33 protein-coding genes are annotated in these 19,705 nt (G+C 58.2%); 14 read left to right on the top strand and 19 right to left on the bottom strand.

Features of this window, described 5'->3' with window-relative positions; genetic code table 11:
- Positions 1–16: 16 nt before the first annotated feature.
- From JRN21_10320 to JRN21_10310, 3 genes are read right to left on the bottom strand one after another with little or no spacing between them, the layout of a single operon-like run.
- Positions 17–442, bottom strand: coding sequence for an arsenate reductase ArsC (locus JRN21_10320; protein ID MDG6989694.1), 426 nt, complete (start codon positions 440–442; stop codon positions 17–19).
- Positions 443–1,582: an ACR3 family arsenite efflux transporter gene (gene arsB, locus JRN21_10315; GenBank protein ID MDG6989693.1), complete on the bottom strand. Its 1,140-nt coding sequence runs from the start codon at positions 1,580–1,582 to the stop codon at positions 443–445. It lies immediately after the preceding gene.
- 5 nt (positions 1,583–1,587) lie between these two features.
- On the bottom strand, positions 1,588–1,959 hold the full coding sequence (locus tag JRN21_10310; protein MDG6989692.1) for a helix-turn-helix transcriptional regulator: 372 nt from the start codon (positions 1,957–1,959) through the stop codon (positions 1,588–1,590).
- Between the two features lie 155 nt (positions 1,960–2,114).
- Here JRN21_10310 and JRN21_10305 point away from each other — a divergent pair, with 155 nt between their 5' ends.
- The 3 genes from JRN21_10305 to folK all read left to right on the top strand — a co-directional run bounded on the left by JRN21_10305 (position 2,115) and on the right by folK (position 4,895).
- Positions 2,115–3,221, top strand: a complete 1,107-nt coding sequence (locus JRN21_10305) for a hypothetical protein (protein ID MDG6989691.1) — start codon at positions 2,115–2,117, stop codon at positions 3,219–3,221.
- 810 nt (positions 3,222–4,031) lie between these two features.
- Complete coding sequence (locus JRN21_10300; GenBank protein MDG6989690.1) at positions 4,032–4,382, top strand: dihydroneopterin aldolase; 351 nt, start codon at positions 4,032–4,034, stop codon at positions 4,380–4,382.
- 6 nt (positions 4,383–4,388) lie between these two features.
- Entirely contained in the window at positions 4,389–4,895 is a 507-nt protein-coding gene (gene folK / locus JRN21_10295; GenBank protein ID MDG6989689.1) for a 2-amino-4-hydroxy-6-hydroxymethyldihydropteridine diphosphokinase, read from the top strand.
- On the opposite strand, the gene folP is transcribed toward folK, so the two are convergent.
- The 3 genes from folP to JRN21_10280 all read right to left on the bottom strand — a co-directional run bounded on the left by folP (position 4,885) and on the right by JRN21_10280 (position 6,458).
- Positions 4,885–5,790, bottom strand: a complete 906-nt coding sequence (gene folP / locus JRN21_10290) for a dihydropteroate synthase (protein MDG6989688.1) — start codon at positions 5,788–5,790, stop codon at positions 4,885–4,887. The genes folK and folP overlap by 11 nt on opposite strands.
- 252 nt (positions 5,791–6,042) lie before the next feature.
- Positions 6,043–6,291 (bottom strand): type II toxin-antitoxin system RelE/ParE family toxin, encoded by a 249-nt coding sequence (locus JRN21_10285; GenBank protein MDG6989687.1) that lies wholly within the window; start codon positions 6,289–6,291, stop codon positions 6,043–6,045.
- Positions 6,288–6,458: a hypothetical protein gene (locus tag JRN21_10280; protein ID MDG6989686.1), complete on the bottom strand. Its 171-nt coding sequence runs from the start codon at positions 6,456–6,458 to the stop codon at positions 6,288–6,290. The genes JRN21_10285 and JRN21_10280 overlap by 4 nt, the downstream gene beginning before the upstream one ends.
- A gap of 324 nt (positions 6,459–6,782) precedes the next feature.
- Between JRN21_10280 and JRN21_10275 the strand changes: the two genes are divergently transcribed.
- The gene (locus JRN21_10275; protein MDG6989685.1) at positions 6,783–7,016 is read left to right on the top strand and encodes a type II toxin-antitoxin system HicB family antitoxin; all 234 of its coding nucleotides are present in this window, start codon (positions 6,783–6,785) and stop codon (positions 7,014–7,016) included.
- Positions 7,009–7,239: a type II toxin-antitoxin system HicA family toxin gene (locus JRN21_10270; GenBank protein ID MDG6989684.1), complete on the top strand. Its 231-nt coding sequence runs from the start codon at positions 7,009–7,011 to the stop codon at positions 7,237–7,239. The genes JRN21_10275 and JRN21_10270 overlap by 8 nt, the downstream gene beginning before the upstream one ends.
- Positions 7,240–7,442: 203 nt before the next feature.
- On the opposite strand, the gene JRN21_10265 is transcribed toward JRN21_10270, so the two are convergent.
- From JRN21_10265 to JRN21_10225, 9 genes are all read right to left on the bottom strand, one after another.
- A complete protein-coding gene (locus JRN21_10265; GenBank protein MDG6989683.1) occupies positions 7,443–7,694 on the bottom strand; it encodes a type II toxin-antitoxin system RelE/ParE family toxin in 252 nt (83 codons plus the stop codon).
- Positions 7,684–7,899 carry a ribbon-helix-helix protein, CopG family gene (locus JRN21_10260; protein MDG6989682.1) on the bottom strand — a complete coding sequence of 72 codons (216 nt, stop codon included), beginning with the start codon at positions 7,897–7,899 and terminating at the stop codon, positions 7,684–7,686. Before JRN21_10260 ends, JRN21_10265 begins: the two co-directional genes overlap by 11 nt.
- Positions 7,900–8,204: 305 nt before the next feature.
- Positions 8,205–8,591 carry a type II toxin-antitoxin system VapC family toxin gene (locus tag JRN21_10255; protein MDG6989681.1) on the bottom strand — a complete coding sequence of 129 codons (387 nt, stop codon included), beginning with the start codon at positions 8,589–8,591 and terminating at the stop codon, positions 8,205–8,207.
- Entirely contained in the window at positions 8,581–8,781 is a 201-nt protein-coding gene (locus tag JRN21_10250; GenBank protein MDG6989680.1) for a hypothetical protein, read from the bottom strand. Before JRN21_10250 ends, JRN21_10255 begins: the two co-directional genes overlap by 11 nt.
- 481 nt (positions 8,782–9,262) lie before the next feature.
- Positions 9,263–9,556, bottom strand: coding sequence for a hypothetical protein (locus JRN21_10245; protein ID MDG6989679.1), 294 nt, complete (start codon positions 9,554–9,556; stop codon positions 9,263–9,265).
- A 110-nt stretch (positions 9,557–9,666) separates the two neighbouring features.
- Positions 9,667–9,852, bottom strand: coding sequence for a hypothetical protein (locus JRN21_10240; GenBank protein MDG6989678.1), 186 nt, complete (start codon positions 9,850–9,852; stop codon positions 9,667–9,669).
- A gap of 229 nt (positions 9,853–10,081) precedes the next feature.
- Positions 10,082–10,531, bottom strand: a complete 450-nt coding sequence (locus tag JRN21_10235) for a hypothetical protein (protein ID MDG6989677.1) — start codon at positions 10,529–10,531, stop codon at positions 10,082–10,084.
- Entirely contained in the window at positions 10,528–11,139 is a 612-nt protein-coding gene (locus JRN21_10230) for a class I SAM-dependent methyltransferase (GenBank protein MDG6989676.1), read from the bottom strand. The genes JRN21_10235 and JRN21_10230 overlap by 4 nt, the downstream gene beginning before the upstream one ends.
- Positions 11,140–11,472 (bottom strand): helix-turn-helix transcriptional regulator, encoded by a 333-nt coding sequence (locus tag JRN21_10225; protein ID MDG6989675.1) that lies wholly within the window; start codon positions 11,470–11,472, stop codon positions 11,140–11,142.
- 104 nt (positions 11,473–11,576) lie between these two features.
- On the opposite strand from JRN21_10225, the gene JRN21_10220 reads away from it, so the two are divergent.
- From JRN21_10220 to JRN21_10185, 8 genes are all read left to right on the top strand, one after another.
- Positions 11,577–11,762 carry a DUF5320 domain-containing protein gene (locus tag JRN21_10220; protein ID MDG6989674.1) on the top strand — a complete coding sequence of 62 codons (186 nt, stop codon included), beginning with the start codon at positions 11,577–11,579 and terminating at the stop codon, positions 11,760–11,762.
- A gap of 78 nt (positions 11,763–11,840) precedes the next feature.
- The gene (locus JRN21_10215; protein ID MDG6989673.1) at positions 11,841–12,128 is read left to right on the top strand and encodes a helix-turn-helix transcriptional regulator; all 288 of its coding nucleotides are present in this window, start codon (positions 11,841–11,843) and stop codon (positions 12,126–12,128) included.
- A gap of 1 nt (position 12,129) precedes the next feature.
- Positions 12,130–12,450, top strand: a complete 321-nt coding sequence (locus JRN21_10210) for a DUF2703 domain-containing protein (protein MDG6989672.1) — start codon at positions 12,130–12,132, stop codon at positions 12,448–12,450.
- Entirely contained in the window at positions 12,447–12,698 is a 252-nt protein-coding gene (locus JRN21_10205) for a thioredoxin family protein (GenBank protein ID MDG6989671.1), read from the top strand. Before JRN21_10210 ends, JRN21_10205 begins: the two co-directional genes overlap by 4 nt.
- On the top strand, positions 12,695–12,826 hold the full coding sequence (locus tag JRN21_10200) for a transcriptional regulator (protein MDG6989670.1): 132 nt from the start codon (positions 12,695–12,697) through the stop codon (positions 12,824–12,826). Before JRN21_10205 ends, JRN21_10200 begins: the two co-directional genes overlap by 4 nt.
- Before the next feature lie 3 nt (positions 12,827–12,829).
- Positions 12,830–13,213, top strand: a complete 384-nt coding sequence (locus JRN21_10195; GenBank protein ID MDG6989669.1) for an Lsm family RNA-binding protein — start codon at positions 12,830–12,832, stop codon at positions 13,211–13,213.
- Positions 13,214–13,273: 60 nt separating this feature from the next.
- Positions 13,274–14,428, top strand: a complete 1,155-nt coding sequence (locus JRN21_10190) for an NAD(P)/FAD-dependent oxidoreductase (protein MDG6989668.1) — start codon at positions 13,274–13,276, stop codon at positions 14,426–14,428.
- Positions 14,429–14,449: 21 nt separating this feature from the next.
- Positions 14,450–14,767 carry a DsrE family protein gene (locus JRN21_10185; protein ID MDG6989667.1) on the top strand — a complete coding sequence of 106 codons (318 nt, stop codon included), beginning with the start codon at positions 14,450–14,452 and terminating at the stop codon, positions 14,765–14,767.
- Positions 14,768–14,911: 144 nt separating this feature from the next.
- Here JRN21_10185 and JRN21_10180 read toward each other — a convergent pair whose 3' ends face one another.
- The 4 genes from JRN21_10180 to JRN21_10165 form a co-directional block, all read right to left on the bottom strand.
- Complete coding sequence (locus JRN21_10180; protein ID MDG6989666.1) at positions 14,912–16,462, bottom strand: type II/IV secretion system ATPase subunit; 1,551 nt, start codon at positions 16,460–16,462, stop codon at positions 14,912–14,914.
- Positions 16,463–16,821: 359 nt separating this feature from the next.
- Entirely contained in the window at positions 16,822–17,034 is a 213-nt protein-coding gene (locus JRN21_10175) for a hypothetical protein (protein ID MDG6989665.1), read from the bottom strand.
- 500 nt (positions 17,035–17,534) lie between these two features.
- Positions 17,535–17,957 carry a type II toxin-antitoxin system VapC family toxin gene (locus JRN21_10170; protein ID MDG6989664.1) on the bottom strand — a complete coding sequence of 141 codons (423 nt, stop codon included), beginning with the start codon at positions 17,955–17,957 and terminating at the stop codon, positions 17,535–17,537.
- A 3-nt stretch (positions 17,958–17,960) separates the two neighbouring features.
- Positions 17,961–18,224 (bottom strand): AbrB/MazE/SpoVT family DNA-binding domain-containing protein, encoded by a 264-nt coding sequence (locus JRN21_10165; protein MDG6989663.1) that lies wholly within the window; start codon positions 18,222–18,224, stop codon positions 17,961–17,963.
- Positions 18,225–19,208: 984 nt separating this feature from the next.
- Between JRN21_10165 and JRN21_10160 the strand changes: the two genes are divergently transcribed.
- Positions 19,209–19,490 (top strand): hypothetical protein, encoded by a 282-nt coding sequence (locus JRN21_10160; protein ID MDG6989662.1) that lies wholly within the window; start codon positions 19,209–19,211, stop codon positions 19,488–19,490.
- Positions 19,491–19,705: the final 215 nt, after the last annotated feature.

The raw sequence follows: 19,705 nt of genomic DNA, 5'->3' as shown, positions 1-19,705 counted from the left end.
ATAAGGCAGGGAGGCGCTATGATTTGGACCGGACGAGTTCCCCGACCCTTCTTTCGATCTCGTCCCTGATCCTCCTTACTTCGGGGAGCGGCATCCCCTTTGGGTCGTCGAGCCCCCAGTCGACCACCTTCTTCTGCATCCTGCTCAGCATGGGCCTCGGGCAGACCTTCTCGACCGAGCACCCCATTGTGATGACGACGTCTGCTCGGTCGATCATGTCCATGGAGAGCATCTTCGGCTTGCTGTCGGAAAGGTCCAGCCCCAGTTCGGACATGGCGTCAGCCACGGTCTTGTTCACCGACCTGGCTGGCACGGTCCCGGCGCTCTCAGCCACGAGCCCGGCGCGGCGGGCGAACGCTTCAGCCATCTGGCTCCTCCCCGCGTTCTCGACGCAGACGAAGAGATACCGTGTCCCGGAACCGCGCCCCGCCACGGTCTCCATCTAGCGGACCCCCGGCCCTGCCTTTTCTGGGGGCGGCCTGCCGACCAAGAGGTTACTCGTCTCATTGCGAGCCGGCGCGCTGACGAAGTATCTCTTCCGGAGCCAGTAAGCGACGTTGACGAGGCCTATCATCACGGGGACCTCGATGAGCGGCCCGATGACCGTGGCGAACGCCTCCTGCGAGGCGAGGCCGAACACGGAAACGGCGACCGCTATCGCGAGCTCGAAATTGTTGCTGGCCGCGGTGAACGCTAGGGTGGTGGTCCGCGGATAATCCAGCTTCGAGTACACCCCCAGGAAGAACGCGGCGAAGAACATGACGACGAAGTAGATCAGCAGTGGGACCGCGACCAGCAGGACGTCGAAGGGGATGACGACGATGGCCGAGCCCTTGAGCGAGAACATGACCAGGATTGTGAAGAGAAGGGCCAGGAGGGATGTCGGAGCGAGTTTGGGGACCAACGTCTTCTCGTACCACTCCCGCCCTTTGCGCCTCAGGAAGTAGGCGCGCGTTGCGACCCCGCCGAAGAACGGGATGCCGAGGTAGATCCCGACAGACTGCGCCACGGCGAGAAGCGAGATGTTCACCACCGTGGCCTGCCCCGCGATCCATCCGCTCGCTATGGTGATGTAGAAGTAGGCGAGGACGCTATAGAAGAGCACCTGGAAGACTGAGTTGAAGGCCACCAGGATCGCCGCCCACTCGCTGTCACCGTCGGCCAGGCCGTTCCAGACGATCACCATGGCTATGCACCTGGCGACTCCGATCAGTATCAGCCCGTTCCTGAGGTCTGGATATCCGGCGAGGAACACCCACGCCAGCGCGAACATGAGGAGCGGGCCTATCACCCAGTTCAACACCAGCGAGGCGGAGAGCATGGTCCTGGAGCCTCTCTCGCCCACTATCTTCCCGAGGTCCTCGTACCTGACGCGGGCCAGGGGAGGGTACATCATCCAGATCAGACCCAGGGCTATGGGGATCGAGGTCGAACCGACGCTGAGGGAGTTCAACTCGCTGGAGAGGCCTGGGAAGGCGTAGCCTGCGCCGACGCCTGCGGCCATGGCGAGGAATATCCACAGGGTCAGGAACCGGTTAAGGAACGATAGGCGACCTCTCAGTCTGTCGCTCAAGACCCGCATCCCCCTTAGGTGAGGCGCCGGAGGAGGTCCAGGACAGGGGAGTCGGTTAGCGCGTAGAAGGCCCACCTTCCCCTCTTGCTCCTCTTGACGAGGTTTGCCTGTTCTAACACCCCCAGATGGTGCGACACTGTCGGCTGGGGCATGCCGAGGGCGGACTCCAGCTCGCAGACGCACTTTTCTTTCTTCGACAGGAGCAGCAGGATCTTCATCCTGTTGGCGTCCCCGACTGCTCCGAACAGCCTCTCTGCCTGGCGGAGCTTCGCGACGAACTCCGGGGCTGCCAGCCTCTCCGCTTCGGCCTTGGCCTCGCTTATGTCAGAGGGTTGGCAGATGTTGAGCTGGATAAGCCGCCGGATTGAAGAGTTCTGCTCGCTCACGTCTCGCGTCTACATATCGATGTATATCAATCTATGATAACAACTTTGTAATAAGCAGCCTTACGGAACTGGGTAGATAGGGCATGTTTCATTTATATAGCTACAAGCATGCTGAGCGGCAGGCATAGTAGTCCCCATCCGGCCGGGATTGCCCCTTGATAGCAAAGGGGAGCGTCAACTACCTGTACATCTACGATGTTGGGAGCGAAATCGACATCGCCCAGATCGAACGCGTGGCAAAGCTGACCAAGCCTGTGGGCTTCGAGTACACAAAGCTGATGCCCAACTACATCGCCGTCAATCCCTCGCCTCTTTTGATCACTGCCGATTCTGAGGTCGCCGAAGTCCAAGGGATTCGTCAGGACATGGTCAAAGTCGCAGTGGCGGCCAAGTCCTACGAGGTGGGTGCCATATCAGTTACTGTCTCGGTTCCTCTGGACGGAGAATCCCTGGAGAATCTCACGAAATACAGCAGCCCGACCCTCGTGTTGAGCGGCAGAACATTCCAAGTGAAGGAACTTGCTCTGTCGACGGTGAAGAAGGTGTTGAGCGACATCGGCCCATACGTGACCAATCTGAGAATGACCACCGAGCCAGAGGAGTACACCACCTTCTGCGTGGATTCCGCGCCCCTGGACGGGACCGCTGACGAGATGCTCGCAAAGATATTGACAGGAGACACCAGCAGCACTCAGATGTCGCAGTCGCAGATTGCGAGTACCTTGAAGTCCAGGACATCGTACTACGCCGACGACGCGGTGTTCATCGACTGGAGCGCTGCGCTGGTGGTAGACCCGTCCTGCGACTTCGGAGCCAACCTGCTTGTGATAGAGCTAGCCAACCTCCAGCTTCTGGAGATGCGATACTATGACAGGCTGCTTGACGAACTCGTAGAGAAGGCATCACTGGACTTGACCAGGCGCTCCTCCAGGAGGACGCTGTTCGGAAGCTCTGGGACGGTCGCAAGGAAGGTCGCGGAGCAGCGCATAGAGATTGACAGCATTGTGGAGGCCACTAAGAACTACACGAAATTCATAGGCGAGTGGTACATTGCGCGGGTCTACAGCAGCATTGCCGAAAAGCTCCGGCTGAAGGACTGGGACGCGTCGCTTTCGGGGAAGCTCGACATATTGGAGGACATCTATTCGCTGGTCTCGGAGCAGATGTCTCACAGGAGAGAGATCTTGTTGGAGATAATCATAGTCGCCCTCTTCGTAGCTGAAATCATCCAGCAGTTCATCCAATGGGAGCTCCTGCGTTGAGGAGGTGCGCCCGAGCGGGCGCAGGTCTGTACCCCCGAACGTTTTTCAGACCTCGCGCTATCGATGAGGGGCACTTTGGAGGGACGCGAAGCCAGGTCATCTAGACAGCCGGGGCAGCAAGGGCAGCGGGGAGATGGGCTTCACCGTCTCGGCCTACGACATGAGGAGAGCTCTGGACATACTCGGTACGAGGACGTTACTGGCCTTGGTCAAGGCGTGAGGAACACGAGTGAAAGAGAAGACCTAGGCAACAAGGCTCATGAGCAGAACGACTCTGCCACATCGTTAAGGCCGATTGTAGGCATCAAGCATCTCCCAAATCGAATTTTCACACAGTCTCTAACCTTGTTCGAGAAAACATAATCGCATGTGTCCCACAAATCACTTATGTAGCGTTTTATAGTATGACGAAAGTGTTGCGCAGATTAGCCAGCAAAAATTGAGGACATCAAAGTTAGCCGTAATGGGCGTACCGACGAGTCTGGGCGCCGTCTTTTCTTTCTATCCTGGTCCCATACGTGTTGGCCCGACGCTTGTGTGGAATCGAGCAACGCGATGCAGCAATAAGGGCAGGAGCCGCCGGTGCCACCACCTATGTTATCAAGAGAACCAAGTTTCAGACCCCCGTCGGTTCAAGGACTGTGAGAACGACTTCCCCAGTTGCGCATGGAGAAGACTAAGGGATGAACTCGACTCCAGGGATGGGGACGCAGTTATCATCTGCGGGTCCGATGACGAATTGACTTCCAAAATCGGAGCAGTTTCCGCTGCACTGACCCTTTTGGCGGCGTAAAGAGAGCGGTTGTGTGCGTGGTCGACAGAATTTTCATCGACAACCTGCGACTCAAGTGCAGGGTAGGCACCACAGACGAGGAAAGGAGCGCGTTGCAGGAAATTCTGGCAAACATCAGTCTGACCGTTGGGCTTGGGCGAGCAGGTGCAAGCGACAATCTAGACGACACAATAGATTACAGGGATGCGGCGGAGCGAATATCGCAGTTTGTGGCGGGCAGGGAATTTAAGCTCCTGGAGAGCCTCGCAGAAGGAATCGCTGCTCTTTTACTGAAAGACGCTGGTGTGGAGAAGGTGACCGTACAGGTGCGCAAGGTAAAGTACTCGAGCGAACCCTCAATTGGCATCGAGGTCGAGAGGAGCAGATAGTTAGCCATGGTCGAATCGATCATAGCGCTCGGTACCAATCTAGGGGACAGGGCGGGCAATCTCCGGAGAGCGATCGGGATGATCGGTCGGAAGATGAGCCTGGTCAAGGCGTCATCCGTTTACGAAACGGGGCCGATGTACTACGAAGATCAAGATTGGTTTCTCAATTGCGTGGTAGCCGCCGAGACCGAATTGAGGCCGCGAGCGCTACTCCAGGGGTTGCAGGCCATGGAGATGCAATTGGGAAGGAAGCGCACTGTGAGATATGGTCCACGGGTTATCGACCTAGATATTCTGTTCTATGGCAACGAGGTTGTGTCTGAACCTGGGCTTGAGATACCGCACCCCAAAATCGCGGAGAGGCCATTCGTGCTGGTGCCCTTGAACGAGATAAGACCAGACCTGGTCCATCCTGTTCTTGGGAGAAGGACGTCCGAACTGCTTGGCAATCTGAAGCTTGGTGGGGAGCAGGTTATCAAGAGACCGGGCCTGCTCGCTGGCCTCATCTCCTAGTCATTGCTTCAACGACTCTGACGGCTTGTACCGTCTCTCTCACGTCGTGAGTCCTCACCATATGGACGCCATTCATCACCGTAACTGCGGTGGCGGCCAGTGATGCCGGCAGCCTTTCCTCGGGATTCTCAAGATTCAGAATCTTTCCCAGGAACGACTTCCGCGATAAGCCCACGCACAGTGGCCTGCGAAGCGTTTCCAGCTTACGAAGATTTGCTATGACGTGGCAGTCCCATTCATACCAGGGCATTAGCTTCTGGGGAGAGTATGCTCTCCCAGCTCCCTCCTCTCTGAAGAAGCCTATGCCTGGATCCAGCACTATAGACTGTTCGTCTATGCCTGCCCTCTCTGCTATTCGCATCGTCTCGCTTAACGCTTGGCGAACGTGTGCGATTGGCGCCATTTTCGAGATTCTTGAAGAATGCGCCATCGCCAAGAGCGAAACGCCGTAGTCCTTGATCACGCGTGCCATTCCGGCATCGTTTTTCAGACCTGACACATCGTTAATTATTGAAGCACCGTTCTTGAGAGCAACGTCGGCAACGGATGCCCGAAATGTGTCGACCGATACCGTAACGTGGCCTATTTCCATAATCGTTCGCAGCGCAGTCCTTATACGAGTTAACTCCACCTCTTGGGAGATTTCATTCTTCAGGTACGGGGCCGTTGACGTTGCGCCGATATCTATTATGTCCGCCCCTTCTGCTGAGACTTTCGAGGCCATCGTTGAAATCTCTTCAGGAGTGTTCGCCACGGAACCTCCGTAGAATGACTCTGGACTCACGTTGATTACTGCCATTATCCGAACCGGAAAGCCCGAACCGAGCTTCACAGAGCCTAACTTGGCTGTGCTTTTCAACGTCGTGACTACGGTCACTTGGTGCTGTAAAGGCATCGGTTGCCTGTGGGTCCTTAATCGACCCGACTTCCTCCTATCGCCTTGCGGTCGATGAGGACCGTAAAAGTCTCAAGCAAGGTCTGACCCAATAAAACTCTTCGGGGACTTGTGAGTGGGGCCCGACGGGAATCGGTGCAGTTTCGCAGCGAGGAGCGGTATCGAAACGAGCGGGTTCCTGCCCTGAAGGTTTCGAACCCGTCAGCAACAAATCCAGTTCTGCCAGCCTCTCCTTGTCGTCGATTCCCTATGCTAATCGTAGGCAGAGCCCCTTGGGGCGATCTTGAATACGACTATCTCTTCGCGGGATAGAATCGAATATAGGATGCGATAGTCTCCGACTCTCAGCCGGTAAGAGTCTGGCGCGCCCTTGAGCTTCTTGCAGGCAGCCGGGTAAGGCGTCTGAAATAGTTCAGAGATGGCTGATTCAAGCCTGGTCTTGACTTCCGGGGGTGTGTTATCGAGGCTCTTCCTAGCTCTCGCGGACAGGTAGACCTTCAATGATTGTGTTTCCTGGCGAAGGGGACGGTCCTGCCCTCCCTGTGCTCCTTGAGCGCTTCAACCCTGGCTTTTTTGTCATCGTCGGACATCTCCTCTCCCAGGGCGTCTTCGATGGAGTCGAGGCGCTCGCGGATCAGCCTCAATTCCTTCTCAAGGGTCGTCGCCATCGTCACAAAAGCATCAACCCGAGATAATTAAATCCCACTATCCGCGTTCGACTCTTGACCGCTATTAGACTCCGAAACTGCCCGGTGAGCCATCATTGTTTCCTGCCCAAACTCCTGGCCTCTCTGATTCGGTCAAGGGCCGTGCCGAGGACCGATCTCGGGTGAGTGCGGGCCCGACGGGAATCGGTGCAAATTCGCAGTTAGGATTGGTATCGAAACGGCACGGAACACTTTCACCGGTGCCTGGTCCCCAAGAAGCTCCGACCTCCCACAGAACCCTTATACTCGTCCAGCCGCGGTTTTCCTAGCTTGAAGAGAGCGGTCGTGAAAGGACGGAAGTTCACCGTGGTGCTTCGAAAGGAAGATGTGCGAGGTTATTCGGTGAGGTGTGTCGAAGTACCCGCCGCAATAAGCCAAGGAGAAACACGCGCGGAGGCGCTTGCCAACATCAAGGAAGCCATCGGCCTATACCTGGAATCCTTTCCGGAGGAGCTCAAGTTAGTCGAGGAGCTTGACAGAGTAGCTGGAAAGAAAGAAGTTGTTGAAGTGACTGTCTGACAAGAGACTCCCGGTCGCTTCATGGCGGGATGTGCTGAAGGTTCTTTCGAGGAAGGGATTCTTTGTAGTCAGACAGAGTGGAAGTCACATTGCTCTATCATCGTCCGACGGCAAGCGGAGAGTGATAGTACCCAGGCACGATGGAATCAAGCCGGGAACGCTACTCAGCATCATCGAACAGGCTGGGCTGACAAAAGATGCCTTCGTAGAGCTGTTGGGCTAACCATTTGCGGGCCCGACGGGACACCGACCCGAGCGGGTTCAGGCCCAACGGAGAGTCCGAGCTCCTCCCGGCAATCGTTCGTTAGACAAGAGCAATCGAATGGACACGGACTGGGAATCGAACCCGAACGGGTTCAAGTCCGCGGGCCCGACGGGACCCGCTCGGTATACCGTGCTAGAACCGGACCCGAACTCTCGGACTGCTCAACCATAGGCCCTGCTCCGGTGTCTGATTCGCAGTACAAGCACATCCTCCCCAACCAACGCGTAGATGACCCGATAATCTCCAACTCTCAGCTTGAAGAGCCCCGCAAACTCACCGTGCAGAGGCTCACCACCCGTTGGACTGCCTGCTAGAGATTCTCTAATCTGATGAAAGATCCTCTCCTGGTTCCCTTTGTCAATCTTCTTCAGATCATGGCGGACTGATGCTTTGTACAGAATCTTACTGGCCAAGCTCGACCAGTTCTTTCTCGGAGACTGCCCTGTCGTCCTTGTCGTTCAACCGATGCAACGCTATGAGGTAGTCTTCGTACTCCTCCAAGTACTCCCTCAACGCTTTGGTTACGATGTAGGTCTTGGGGCGATCAAGCGATTTTGACAACTCATCCAAGCGCTTAGCTATATCCTCGGGCAGCCGCACCGATACCGCTTCGCTCATTACGTGTCATACACCGCAGACTTGTATTTAAGGCTGCCCTGGTGCGACCGCTGGGATCTCCGCCCGGGCCCTCCAGACTGGCTAACAGCTTGATTCTGGCTTCTTCGGTCAAACAGAGTTCATATTGAGTTTTACGGGCCCAACGGGAATCGGTGCAAAATCGCAGTTGGAATCGGTATCGTAATTCACCGGGTTCGTTACGCCGTGGGTTCGAACCTGCCCGGTGCATTTGAGAACAAATTGGGTCGCCGGGACTCGCACCCTTGACCTGCCGAAGTGTCGAAGTTTCCACGCACTGGACGGGGTCAGACGATGATTGCCTCCGGCAAGCCCTCGAAGTGGCGATCCCCGGTCACGACCTTCGCCGACGCACTTCTGGCAGTCGCCAAAATGACGGAATCAGCCATCCCCCAATCTTTGACGGTCTTCTTCCGCCTGTGGTTCAGCTCGCCAGCAAGGAGGGCTATCGAACGGTCAACTGGGGCAACAAATGTCCGCGCAGACATGAACTGCAAGTCATCTTCAAACGAAGGCCATCTCTCCCTGAGGTACTTCTCTTTGAGCTCGGCAAGGGACAGGGTCGAAGTGGCGGCACGGTCACCCTCCACATACAGGCGGACGACCTTCCCCGACTTGGTGCCCTTGAAGTATTCGATCCAGGCGTAAGAATCTATGACGTATTCATAGCTCATGGAACCTTGCCTCGTCCTCTCGCCTGAACGCCTTCATCTCGGGATGAGAACCGAACTTGGAGTCCGGGATGTTCTCAGCCTTGCTAATCAGACGCTTTACTGTCTCATCGATGCTCCTAGCCCCATACTTCTTCTTCAGTTCCTCCAACACCCTTGCCGTGTTCCTCTTGACTTCTACGGTCGTAGACACGGCTATGGACTATAGTCCATAGATTATTAAGCCTGCTGGCAGTCGAGTCTACTGAAGGTGGTAGGGAGGATGCTGAAAGCGTTGCAATCTGCTGTGTCGTTGGGGAGTCCGCCTGAAGTACATTGTGCATCAAATGGCCCGATTCCAGCCATTTCTAGCATGCAGAGTCTATCTCAGACTACGCGGGCCCGGCGGGAACCGGTGCAAAACCGCAGCTAGAAATGGTATCGAAATGGATGGACCGATGGCACTCAGAGGACGAAAGCGCTAGCAAATGTCGCCTCCTGGTCAGATGAAGCTGCTGACCGAATTGGTCGTATGACACTTTCAAATTCTTGTAATCTGCGCTTACCACAATGGTTGGACAACGCACGCACCCGGGCGCATCAACAAGGTTGGAAGCTAGTTAGTTCCGGCGAAGTCGTTTCATCTTTCCTCTCTTGGGCAGGAGGATTCAATTCGTCGGGTGGCCTTGGAAGACTCAGGCCTTTGGCAGCCTGGCTTCGAGTTCCGTAACCTTGGTCTGTAGGACTCCCAAGTCCCTGGCGAAATCAAGCCGCTTTTCAATGCCGTCAAACCTGGTGAGGGTCTCGTTCCTGAGCGAATCGATCTTCTCGTCGAGCCGCCTGGTCTCTGAGTGGACGGCCTTGAACTCGCCCCTCATCTCTCCCCTGAGGCCATTTAGTTCGCCCTTAAGCGCCTTCAACTCGCCCTCTATGGAACTCAACCTAGGAAGAAGAAGCCTTTCTATCCAGCCCGGAACCTTCTCGGCCATTTGTGACCCAATAGCTGCGACTCCTATTTAATTCCCCGCCCGAGGGAGCCCGATGCTTCGGGAAACCGGGGCCGATTTAACGGAGGATGGAGGACGAGTAGACAGGTGTGTCAGGTTGGCATTGCACCACCGAACAGGCGCCTTGCCTCCGCAATCTCGTCTGCGAAGACTAGCATGTCTCCCCTTTCGTACCTTGCACCGCGGCTCCTGTAGAACCTTGACAGAATCCGGGCCTCAAGAATCGGTGCCCCCATTGGCTGGAACAGCTTGACCAGGGCGTCGTCGAAGTCCCGCATTGGATGAAGACGGGCGAGTCGCTAATAACAAAGCCGGAGGCGTGGCCTACTGCAGACCTGTCAGAGACCGTACTTCCTGGCATAGAACTTCCTGACCGCATCCCCCGCCCTCGGCCAGCGTGAGGACATCCTCTCGACCACCTGTTCCAGGTGCGCCGTCCTCTTCCGCGGATTCATTCGCGAGTTCGCTCCCGTCCCACCTGAAGGGGGACGCCTCCTCGGTTCCCTCCTATCTCGCGATGGCGAGCGCCGAGAAGTAAGCGGAAAATGCGGAGACGAAAGCCAGCGCCATGAAATAAGAATAGGCGTTGTCCCCGCCCGAGAACAAGAAGAACAGGCCGCCCAGGCCGGCGAGCAGCACCGAGGCCAGACCCACGACCGCCAGCCCGATTACAGTCGTCCTGCCCTCGAGGAGAGAGAGCACGAGCACAATGAGCGCTCCAGCGGCCATGAGCCAGCCGAGCATCATGTGCAGCATGAGCACGGGCGCGCCAATGGAGTACATGACCGCCGACATGACTCCCATCATCCCGTATCCTGGGGCCGGCTGCGGGATTGACACGTAGAGGTTGACCCACATGCCCAGCGCAAATTGGAAGATGAGCAGCGCAGGCATCGCAGTCAGACCCGCCCGTAGAGGGCCGGACCCCGTCCCTTGCGCGTCGCCGTGTGTGGTCATCGCTTTGCTCGGCCTCCCTCGACGGCCGTGCCATCCAGAGCCACCACCGCCCACCGGCCCGCCAGCCCGCTGCCCTTCTCCACCACCCTGAACCCCTCAAGTGTCCTGCGCCACTCCTCTCCGTCCACCCCCATCCTCCCCCTCCTGACGAATGTCCTGGTGACGCTCAGGTACGCCGACCCGCCCGGCTTGAGTATCCTCCTGATCTCACCCAGGGCGCCCGCATGGTCGGCCATGCAGCAGAGCAGGCCCCCGGCCAGGACGAAGTCGACGGAGGAGCTCAGTACGAACCCGACATCTGCCGCCGAAGAGACGTGCGCCTCCACGTTGGAGCAGCCAAGCCTCTTCGCTTTCCGGCTGAGCTTCTCGATCGCTCCGCGGTCGAAGTCCACGGCGTAGACCTTACCGTTCGGCCCGACCCTCCTCGCCATCTCCAGGGTGTGGAAGCCAGGCCCGCACCCCAGGTCCACGGCGACCTCTCCTCCCGAGAGGAACCTCGAAACCAGCTTGGTCGGGGGCGCGAGAAAACGTCGGACGGGGTTGTCGGTGACGAACGCGGGGATGCGCCTGTCGGCAGCGCAGCACTCCTTCCCTGTCACCGAAGTCATTCATCGCCTCGCCGGACTGGTGAGCCTCGTCAGCTCCACGCCCTCCTTCAGCTGCGCGACGAGGACCTGTTTCATCAGTTCGCACGCTTGGGTTATCTTGGGATTCGAAACGCCGTAGTAGATGTTCACTCCGTCCTTCCTTGTCGTCACCACGCCCCTCTGCCTGAGGACGGCGAGGTGCTGAGATATGTTGGGCTGCCTGACTCGAAGAGCGGCGGAGAGCTCCCCTACGGTCTTCTCTCCTCTCCTCAGGGCGTTCAGAATTTCAATCCTGGTCGCGCTTCCGAGCGTCTTGCAGAGTTCTGCGTGCAGTTCAGAGATCCGGTCCGGCATGTCTAACAGGATATTCGCATATACGCATCCACTTAAAAGTCTTGGCGAGACCGCGGAAAGCAACTCTTATATCATCCCTGATATGAGGAGTATAGTCAGAGGCGATGCAAAACATGCAAAGATACGGATGGGGTGGCCAGTGCGGCTGCAGCTGCTCCGGGCCTGGTTATTTTAGGCCCACGAGCAGGGACGAAGCGGTGGAGGAGCTGGAGGACTACAAGGCGGGCCTGGAGTCTGAGATAACCGCCTTGGAGAAGAGGATCCAGTCACTCAAGGAAAAGAAGGAGTAGAGGGCGATGCCGGGAGGATGGTGCAGGTGCGGCCCCTTCAGGGTGAACGTCGTGCCCCAGGGCATGCTCAAGCCCTACATCCTCCGGCTGCTCTCCGAGAGGCCGATGCACGGCTTCGAGATGATGGAGGAGATTTTCCAGAGGACGAGGGGGATGTGGAGGCCGGGTCCCTCAGCGATATATCCGACGCTGACGTGGCTCGAGGAGAAGGGCTACATCGAACAGACGCGGAGCGAGGCGAAGGGGGAGAAGGCCAAGAGGCCGTTCAGGATCACGGCGAAGGGGAAGGAGGCGCTGAAGGACTACGACAAGTTCAGAGGCGAGTGGCTCGAGGGTGTCTCGCAGCTCAGGGAGATGTGGTGGTGACATGAGCAAGACTGTGGAGCTGCTGTACTTCGAGGGCTGCCCAACCTACAAGACAACGTTGAAAGACCTAGAAGAGATGGTGAAGCAGGAGGACCTGGACGCCCGCATCGTCCTCATCAGGGTCGAATCTGAGGAGGATGCGAAAAAGCTCCGATTCCTGGGTTCGCCGACCGTCAGAGTCGACGGGGTCGACGTCGACCAGACCGCAAGGGAATCCAGCGACTTCGGCCTCAGGTGCAGGATTTACAGGGTCGATGGAAGAATGCTCGGCTCCCCCTCAAGGGAGACGCTGGGGCGAGCCCTGAAGGGGGAACCGGCATGACTGCCCAGGTGGCGCTCGTCGTGGCGGAGTGGTGCCCGGTCTGCCCGAGTGCGAGAGAGCTCTGGAGGAGCCTCAGGAAGGAGGCCGACTTCCATTACGACGAGGTCGACATAGCCACTCCCCTCGGGGAGAAGCTGGTTTCCGAATTCAACATACTGAGCGTACCCACCACGATAATCGATGGAACCGTCGCATTCGTAGGGGTGCCTGAGCGTGACGAAGCCATCAGGAGGGTGACGAAGGGTTGAACTGCGAAGAGTGTGGGATGGAGCTGACAGAAGAGAACACCTACAGGAGAGTGATGCAAGGAGCGGAGCACTACTTCTGCTGCTCCGACTGCGCTGACAGTTATCAGAAGGGCAAGGGAGCGAACTGACCGATGGAACCGCCAATCGGCCTGACGGAACTCGCCGGACGGCTGACCAGGGCATTCCCCAACCTCGTTACGCTGTCGAATGGCGCCAGTGTCATAACTGTCATGGGCAGGGTCAAGGTGACCTCAAACGGGATGATCGAGGGAGCTGGGCCAGCCGCGGAAAGGGTGAGGGCTATTTGTGAAGAATACATCGGAGAGCAGCCGTTTGCGCGCCGTGGGCCGAATTCGGCCCCGCAGAAAGGAGCGACGAACACGCGCAACCCTTTCAGGTGTCGGCACTGCGGGCTTCGCCTGACGGCCGGGCGCGTCTACAGAAGGACAATGGGCGGGTCGGTTCTGCTGTTCTGCTGTAAAGGATGTGCGGACCACCATGAGAAGGGTTGCTAAATACAGGCTAGATGGATATGCGTATATACGAATAGTCTTTCATGTTTGGTGGAAAGCGAAATGAGCGGGAACCAGATTCTAGTCCTCGGAGGCGGTGTCGGCGGGTTGGTCGCATCGAATGTGCTCGCGGAGAGGTTGGGAGACAGGGCGAAGGTGACGCTCGTGGAGAGGAAGGACAAGTTCCAGTTCCCTCCGTCGTACCCCTGGCTCATGCTTGGCATGAGAAAGCCTGAGCAGGTGCAGAAGGGGTTGGGCACCTTAAGGAAGAAGGGCATCAAAGTGGTCAACGACGAGGTCTCCTCCATCGACGTCGAGAAGAGAGTGGTGGGGACGAAGGGCGGCGACCTGTACTACGACCACCTCGTCCTGGCGCTCGGAGCAGAGTACGCCCTCAGCGCGATACCAGGGTTCAGGGAGCACGCCCGCCATATCTACGACCTCGAATCCGCTCTCCGGTTCAAGGACGCGATCGAGAGGTTCCAGGGAGGGAGGGTCGCGATTGGGATTTCGAGGACGCCCTTCAAGTGCCCGGCCGCCCCGTATGAAGTGGCTCTCCTGCTCGAGGACTACTTCGCAAAGAAGGGGATGAGGGAGAAGGTGAGGTTCGAGTTCTTCACGCCGGAGCCGATGCCCGTCCCCGCAGTGGGCCCGGAGATCGGGGGCAAGGTCCTCGAGTTTCTCAGATCGAAGGGAATAGGCTACCATCCGAGGATGAAGGCTGTGGAAATCAGGCCGGGAGAGGTGCGGTTCGACGGCGGAGACGCGATACCCTTTGACCTCCTCTTCTGCGTGCCGCCTCACGTAGCGCCAAGCGTGGTGGTGGAAGCGGGACTGACGGACGAGACCGGCTGGGTGCCCGTCGATCCGAGGACCCTCGAGACCAAGCATCCCGGCGTCTTCGCGGTGGGAGACGTCGCGTCGGTGCCGACTCCGAACGGCCATGTGCCTTTCCTGCCGAAGGCGGGCGTCTTCGCGCACGGCCAGGCCGAGGTCGTCGCGAGCAACCTGGCCAGGGAGGTCAGCGGGAGGGGAAAGAAGAAGGAGTGGGGCGGGGAAGGCTCGTGCTTCCTCGAAGCGGGAAAGGGGCAGAGCGCGTTCGTGAAGGGCGTCTTCCTGGGCGACGGCAAGCCGGAGATGGAGTTCCACATGCCAGGGAGGGTCTGGCACATGCAGAAGGTCCTCTTCGAGAGGTACTGGATGCGCCACTGGTTCTGAGGAGGCGGGAAGAAGCTGAAGATAGGCATCGTGATATCGACGAACGAGCCTGAGCTCGCCTGGAACGCGCTCAGGTATGGGGCGAAGGCCATCGAGAGCGGGCACTCGGCGAAGGCATTCCTGCTCGGGAGGGGAGTCGAATGCGAGGAGATAGACGACGGCAAGTTCGACGTGAGGAGGATGATGAACGATTTCGTCGAGAAGGGAGGGGTCGTCCTCGCGTGCGGGACCTGCCTGAAGATAAGGAAGAAAGGAGGGACCGAGCTCTGCCCTCTCTCGAGCATGCAGGATCTGGTGGACCTCACGGCGGACTCGGACCGGATTCTCACGTTCGGATGAAGGGAGAAGACCCAGAACTTTCGAGCGGAGCCCTGGTCGGTCCTACATTGCTTGCACGGCACACCTGAGAGCTGCGTTGTTTTCAGAACTCGAAGTGATTGCCTGTAGCTTCAGTCTGCTTGTCCGAGCCACGGGTGCATCTGGTTACGTGAGCCCATACTTCTTCACGTAGAACTTCCTGACGGCTTCTCCCACCTCCGTCAGGCTGAAGCGCTTGTCCGTGACCATCGACTCGATGTAGCTCGCCCTCTCACCGAGCTCCGTCTCTAGCCGTCTCTCGTCCCAGCCGAAGGGGCGCATCACCTGCTGGAGCCTCTCGGTCTTCATCCGGACCAGTTCTTCGGGAGCCGACGGCGAGAAGGTGTCGTCCACCATGTCGTAGGTGAACATCTCCTTCAGGTCGAAGCCGCCCCGCTTCGGGTCCAGCTCCGTGACGGAGAGGACCCTCCTCGCCATCCTCCCGTGCTCCCTCCTCACCCTGTTCATCACGGCGAAGGCCCAGATGAGCATCATGTTCCCGGCGGGGACGAGCATGGGGGGTGCGCTCATCCTGATCATGACGTTCTGGACGCTGTCGCTGTGGATGGACGTCAGCGCCCCGTGCCCCGACGCCGCGGAGTTGATCAGGGCCGCGACCTCCTCCCCCCTCACCTCCCCCACTATGACGAAGTCGGGGGTCAGCCTCAGCGAGTGCTTCACGAGGTCCTGCAGCGTGATCTCCAGGCTTGTCTGGCCGATGGTGTAGCTGTGCCTCGACGTGAGCTGGTCCCAGACCTCGTGGGAGAGCCTGATCTCCGGGTTGTCCTCGATGGTGCAGACAGCGGAGTTCGGGTTGATGAGGGAGGCCAGGGTGTTCATGAAGGTCGTCTTCCCGGCAGACGTCGGGCCCACCACCATTAGGAACCCCCTGGCTTCGAGCATCAGCCAGAGGTAGGCGACCATGAGGGGGGAGACGGTGTTCAGCCTGACGAGCGCCGTTATCGGCATCGGCTCGGCGGGGAACTTCCTGATGGTGAAGGCCGTCCCGGTCATAGACACGTCGGTGGACCACCTCATGGCGACCCTGTCATTGGTTGGAGTCCTGGCGTCCACGATGGGCATCGCGTTGGTCGCCATAGTCCCGCACCTCTGGAGCATCTTCTGGGTGGACTCCTCGGCGTCCTCCTCGGTGGGGAAGACCACGTTGGTCCTGATCCACCCCAGCTCGCTGTGGTTCTTGTGGAGGACGACGACGGGCTTCCCGTGGCCTGTGCACTTGATGTCCTCGATGTTGAAGTCGTTCATCAGGACGTCCAGCCTCCCGTACCCCTTCAGCTCCCTCTTCACGTAGTACTCGTACTTCTGGAGGGAGCGGGTCACCTCGTCGAGGAACCCCAGGCTCCTGGCGGCTTCCACCATGTTGGGTATGAGCCTCTTCGAGGGGTCGGTGGCGTCCTCCGGGGAGATGCTCATGAAGAGGTGGTCGAGGAGCCGGCTCAGCCTCTCCCTTTCGCGCTCCGTGAGCGATGGCTCGACGACGGTGTATCTTCCGATGCCCCCCTCGTTGGTGATGACCACCGACGCCGGGCCCACCTCGTACCGTTCGATCTCCTTTCCTGGGATGGCTACCGAGTTCCCCCATCTCTGTTCGTCGCCGAGGGTGTGCAGAGAGAAGCCGGAGAGCGCCCTGCGGACGGGGTCTTTGCTGCCTGACAACGAATCAGAAGGGGAGCGATGAATAAAACAGCCCTGGGGACTCCTTCACCACCTTGCACATACAGTTGAACCGCCCTTCGGGGATAAGAGGCCACGATATGCGAACGCCGAAAGTGAGTCGGCCTTATGTCGCCGGCCAGCAGGCTCGGTGATGAGTGAGTTGAACAAGGGCGCTTTGTCGCCGAAGACGCTGTCGATGCCCTTCATGCTGGGTCCGTACAAAGGCAAAGTGATTGTCGCTACTCGGCCAACCGAGGCGTCGAAGACTCAGGTTTCACGGCCATCGGGCGAGAGTTCACCGACGAAATGGTGAAGGGGTTCCCCGTGATGAGGGCAGCGGTCACTTTCAGCGGCAAAGGCTACGAAGCCATGTTCGGTTGGGCCCAGGCGGTGTCGCACATCCACGGCGACGGCGTCGAGAAGCGCTTCACGGTCGACCTTGCCCCTTCCGTGCAGGGGAACGACTTCCCCTGCTGCGAGGTGGGATACAAGCCGAGCACGTTAGACGCTCCGTGCAACAGGCCCAGGACCGACATGGCCTGGAGGGCATACACGTTCCTCTTCCGGTTCATCTCCCAGCCCAGGCGCGAGCCCAGCAGGCGCGTCTACCCGATCGTCGGCTTCATGCGGGGCTACGTCCTTTCGGACCGGGGCAAGAAGGTGGCTGTGACCGAGTTTCGGGAGATGGGGGCCAGCGAATGGGAGAGGATTTTCCCGAGGTGCCTCCGGAAGTTCCAAGGCGGTATGCTATGGCGAAGAAGGACCCGCTGTCGGCAGAGTCCTGATGGCGCAGTGAACCCCAGACGCGGCCAAGATTTTCCATGCTCATTTGACACTGTGCCTATGATGAATGGACGCCGTAAGGTGCCTCAACATCATCCTATGGAACGTAGTGCCTGGAATCGAACCCGTTCGGGTTCGGAACCAAGCACGGGCCCGACGGGGCCCGGTGCATTTTCGCAGCTAGAAGCGGTATCGAAATGAGCGGGTCCGATTCTCAGGGGCCTGACTCGAGGCACGATAATCTAGAATGTGGTCGCTGGGACTTCTGACCGGTTCCTTGGTCGGAGATTCACTCGGCTTTCCTATTGCCGCCTACACGTTCAATCTTCAGGTCCTTTACCTGTTCGAACTCGACGTCGCTGCCTGTTACGAGCGTGCCCTTGTGCAGGAGTGCTGTCGAGGCTGCGAAGGCATCGGCAAGCGAGAGGGCGTTTCCGGCTTTAATGGCCGCAGCTTTCTTCCACAGTGGAGAATTGTGAATTACAGGTACCATTCTCACTCCGAAGCTCAGCAGATTCCTCTCCTTCTCCTCAGCTACGCTTCCGTTCCTTCTCCGCAGAATGTAGTATAGTTCAGTGAGGTTGATGATGTTCAGGTAGCCCCTTACCTTCTGTTCTGAGACACTCTCCAGATAGGCTTCGACCTCCCCAGATCCTGCTTCTCCCAGATACAGGACTAACAGGGCTTGAGTGTCGAATACAATACTGCGCAAACGCTACTTCGCTCGTCTTCGCGAGTCCTTCTCTTCGTACATGGACTCCTCCCCCCTGACTTCGTCCATAAGTTCTCCAGACCGCCTCCCCTTGAAAAGGGTCCGCAGAGAGCCTCTTTCCATCGAGGGGCTAGGAAGAGGCTTCAGCAGGACTCCTTCTTCGGTATCTTCAACAAGTGCCTTTCTGCCGATGCCATGCCTCTCGCGCATCTTCTTGGGTATCGTGGCCTGCCCCTTCTTCGTCACTGTAACGATCGCTTCGGCCATGGTGGCTTTCATGGCTTGGTAATACTTAAGTCTACGGTATTACTACGTGGTCCAACGGAATGGAGTTGAGTGAAAGTGATCTTCCATGGCCGGGGTTTGCACGAGTTGGCCCCTCAACCAGATAACCTGATTCTTATCGTTATTGGCAGACAGAACCCAAATCAAGCTCTGCAGGCCCTACCGGACACGGACCAGAACGGATTCAGGCCGCCCGAGCCTTGTCGGCCGACAATTTCAAGCGAGCCCAGCGCCAATGAGCTGCCCGGTTCTGAAACCGACAGCCGAAGTAACGGTAGAATGCCGGAGTCCAGACAACCGTTGCACAGCGTGAGCTAACAGTTGCACGAAGCTACCGCTCGGTGATCCTGGGATGACAACTCAGGTGGCCGCTGTGTATTCAATCACGATAGTATGGCCGAACCCGTAGGGATAGTTCGTGGAGCCATCCCAATAGGGGTCCGAAGCTGGCCCCCCCGCCGTAGCACAATCGGTAGGACAACATGGGGGTCCTGTATTCGCGGTGCTACAGTAGTCGAGTCGTTCGATATTCAGAGACACCCATTGATTCGAAACCCGCCCGTCCACAAGCAAGACGACTTGGTAGGTCGAATTGGAGTGAAAGCCGAGGATGTCGGTGGAAGAGAACTCGACCGGAAGCGTCCTCCCGTTCAGGCTACCCTGGGTACACCTTGAGTCCGCATATCGCACAAGTCTTGTATGCCGTGTTCTTCTTGTTATGATTGTTATTTTGAAAGTGTTCCTCGTGATTCCGTCCTCTGGCTGGCCTTTCTGGGCTTCTCGGCTAGGCCTACTTCACCAATCCTCTCCGTGCCGTCATAGACTTCAGCGCGCATGGCGCAGGAATATCAAGTTGTCATACTTGAGCGGGGAAGAGCATGAGTTGCGGTCGCCTTCCGATAGGCAACCTGCTTGATTCGGAGCTTCGGAAACACGTATAGGCCTCCGGCCGCTCACGACCGTCCCTTGCCAATCTGCCCGAAGTGCCAAAAGCTGATCAGCGAGAGTCACTACGAGAGGCACATCCAGCGCTGCGGCACCACCCACAGGCACGAGCCCCAATCCCTCCACGTCCCCTCGGCCACGGCGCAGATAGAGGGCCCGGACCGGGGGGTTACCTACGGCCCTGCCAGTACGCCTCACGGCAAGACTGTCTGGAAGAAGCTAATCGTCGCTGGCTTCCTCATATCGCTGCTGATCGGCTCCGTGGTGGTCTTCCTCCTCCTCTACGCTCTTTCGCTGCTGTGACGCGTCGCCTCACCTGCCCCGGCTGCTGATCAGGCTTCGGAACAGAAACCGTTGGGGTGTTGATTGTGTTGGCAATCCTGGTCGTCCTGGCGTTCCCGTACTTCTTGTTTCGTTGACAAAGAATGGGGAGCCGCCCATGCTCAATAAGCGCAAGGATTCAGGTGAAGCTGAGACCGAGGTCAGCCTCTGGTGGTGCGTTGCCATCGGCACGGAGA

This window comes from Nitrososphaerota archaeon (genome assembly GCA_029785825.1).
GTDB lineage: Archaea > Thermoproteota > Nitrososphaeria > Nitrososphaerales > Gagatemarchaeaceae > UBA183.
Note: the sequence above shows the minus strand (reverse complement) of the source record. Positions and strands in the feature narration are given on the sequence as shown.

Bases quoted from the DNA above. Each gene is read 5' to 3' on its own strand.
- JRN21_10225 (MDG6989675.1), bottom strand. From the start codon at position 11,472: ATGCCGGACCGGATCTCTGAACTGCACGCAGAACTCTGCAAGACGCTC.
- JRN21_10195 (MDG6989669.1), top strand. From the start codon at position 12,830: ATGGAACCGCCAATCGGCCTGACGGAACTCGCCGGACGGCTGACCAGG.
- JRN21_10165 (MDG6989663.1), bottom strand. From the start codon at position 18,224: ATGGCCGAAGCGATCGTTACAGTGACGAAGAAGGGGCAGGCCACGATA.
- JRN21_10230 (MDG6989676.1), bottom strand. From the start codon at position 11,139: ATGACTTCGGTGACAGGGAAGGAGTGCTGCGCTGCCGACAGGCGCATC.
- JRN21_10255 (MDG6989681.1), bottom strand. From the start codon at position 8,591: ATGAGCTATGAATACGTCATAGATTCTTACGCCTGGATCGAATACTTC.
- JRN21_10260 (MDG6989682.1), bottom strand. From the start codon at position 7,899: ATGAGCGAAGCGGTATCGGTGCGGCTGCCCGAGGATATAGCTAAGCGC.
- JRN21_10175 (MDG6989665.1), bottom strand. From the start codon at position 17,034: ATGAACCGGAAGAGGAACGTGTATGCCCTCCAGGCCATGTCGGTCCTG.
- arsB (MDG6989693.1), bottom strand. From the start codon at position 1,582: ATGCGGGTCTTGAGCGACAGACTGAGAGGTCGCCTATCGTTCCTTAAC.
- JRN21_10205 (MDG6989671.1), top strand. From the start codon at position 12,447: ATGACTGCCCAGGTGGCGCTCGTCGTGGCGGAGTGGTGCCCGGTCTGC.
- JRN21_10240 (MDG6989678.1), bottom strand. From the start codon at position 9,852: ATGCGGGACTTCGACGACGCCCTGGTCAAGCTGTTCCAGCCAATGGGG.
- JRN21_10210 (MDG6989672.1), top strand. From the start codon at position 12,130: ATGAGCAAGACTGTGGAGCTGCTGTACTTCGAGGGCTGCCCAACCTAC.
- JRN21_10280 (MDG6989686.1), bottom strand. From the start codon at position 6,458: ATGGCGACGACCCTTGAGAAGGAATTGAGGCTGATCCGCGAGCGCCTC.
- folK (MDG6989689.1), top strand. From the start codon at position 4,389: ATGGTCGAATCGATCATAGCGCTCGGTACCAATCTAGGGGACAGGGCG.
- JRN21_10190 (MDG6989668.1), top strand. From the start codon at position 13,274: ATGAGCGGGAACCAGATTCTAGTCCTCGGAGGCGGTGTCGGCGGGTTG.
- JRN21_10235 (MDG6989677.1), bottom strand. From the start codon at position 10,531: ATGACCACACACGGCGACGCGCAAGGGACGGGGTCCGGCCCTCTACGG.
- JRN21_10245 (MDG6989679.1), bottom strand. From the start codon at position 9,556: ATGGCCGAGAAGGTTCCGGGCTGGATAGAAAGGCTTCTTCTTCCTAGG.
- JRN21_10220 (MDG6989674.1), top strand. From the start codon at position 11,577: ATGCAAAACATGCAAAGATACGGATGGGGTGGCCAGTGCGGCTGCAGC.
- JRN21_10320 (MDG6989694.1), bottom strand. From the start codon at position 442: ATGGAGACCGTGGCGGGGCGCGGTTCCGGGACACGGTATCTCTTCGTC.
- folP (MDG6989688.1), bottom strand. From the start codon at position 5,790: ATGCCTTTACAGCACCAAGTGACCGTAGTCACGACGTTGAAAAGCACA.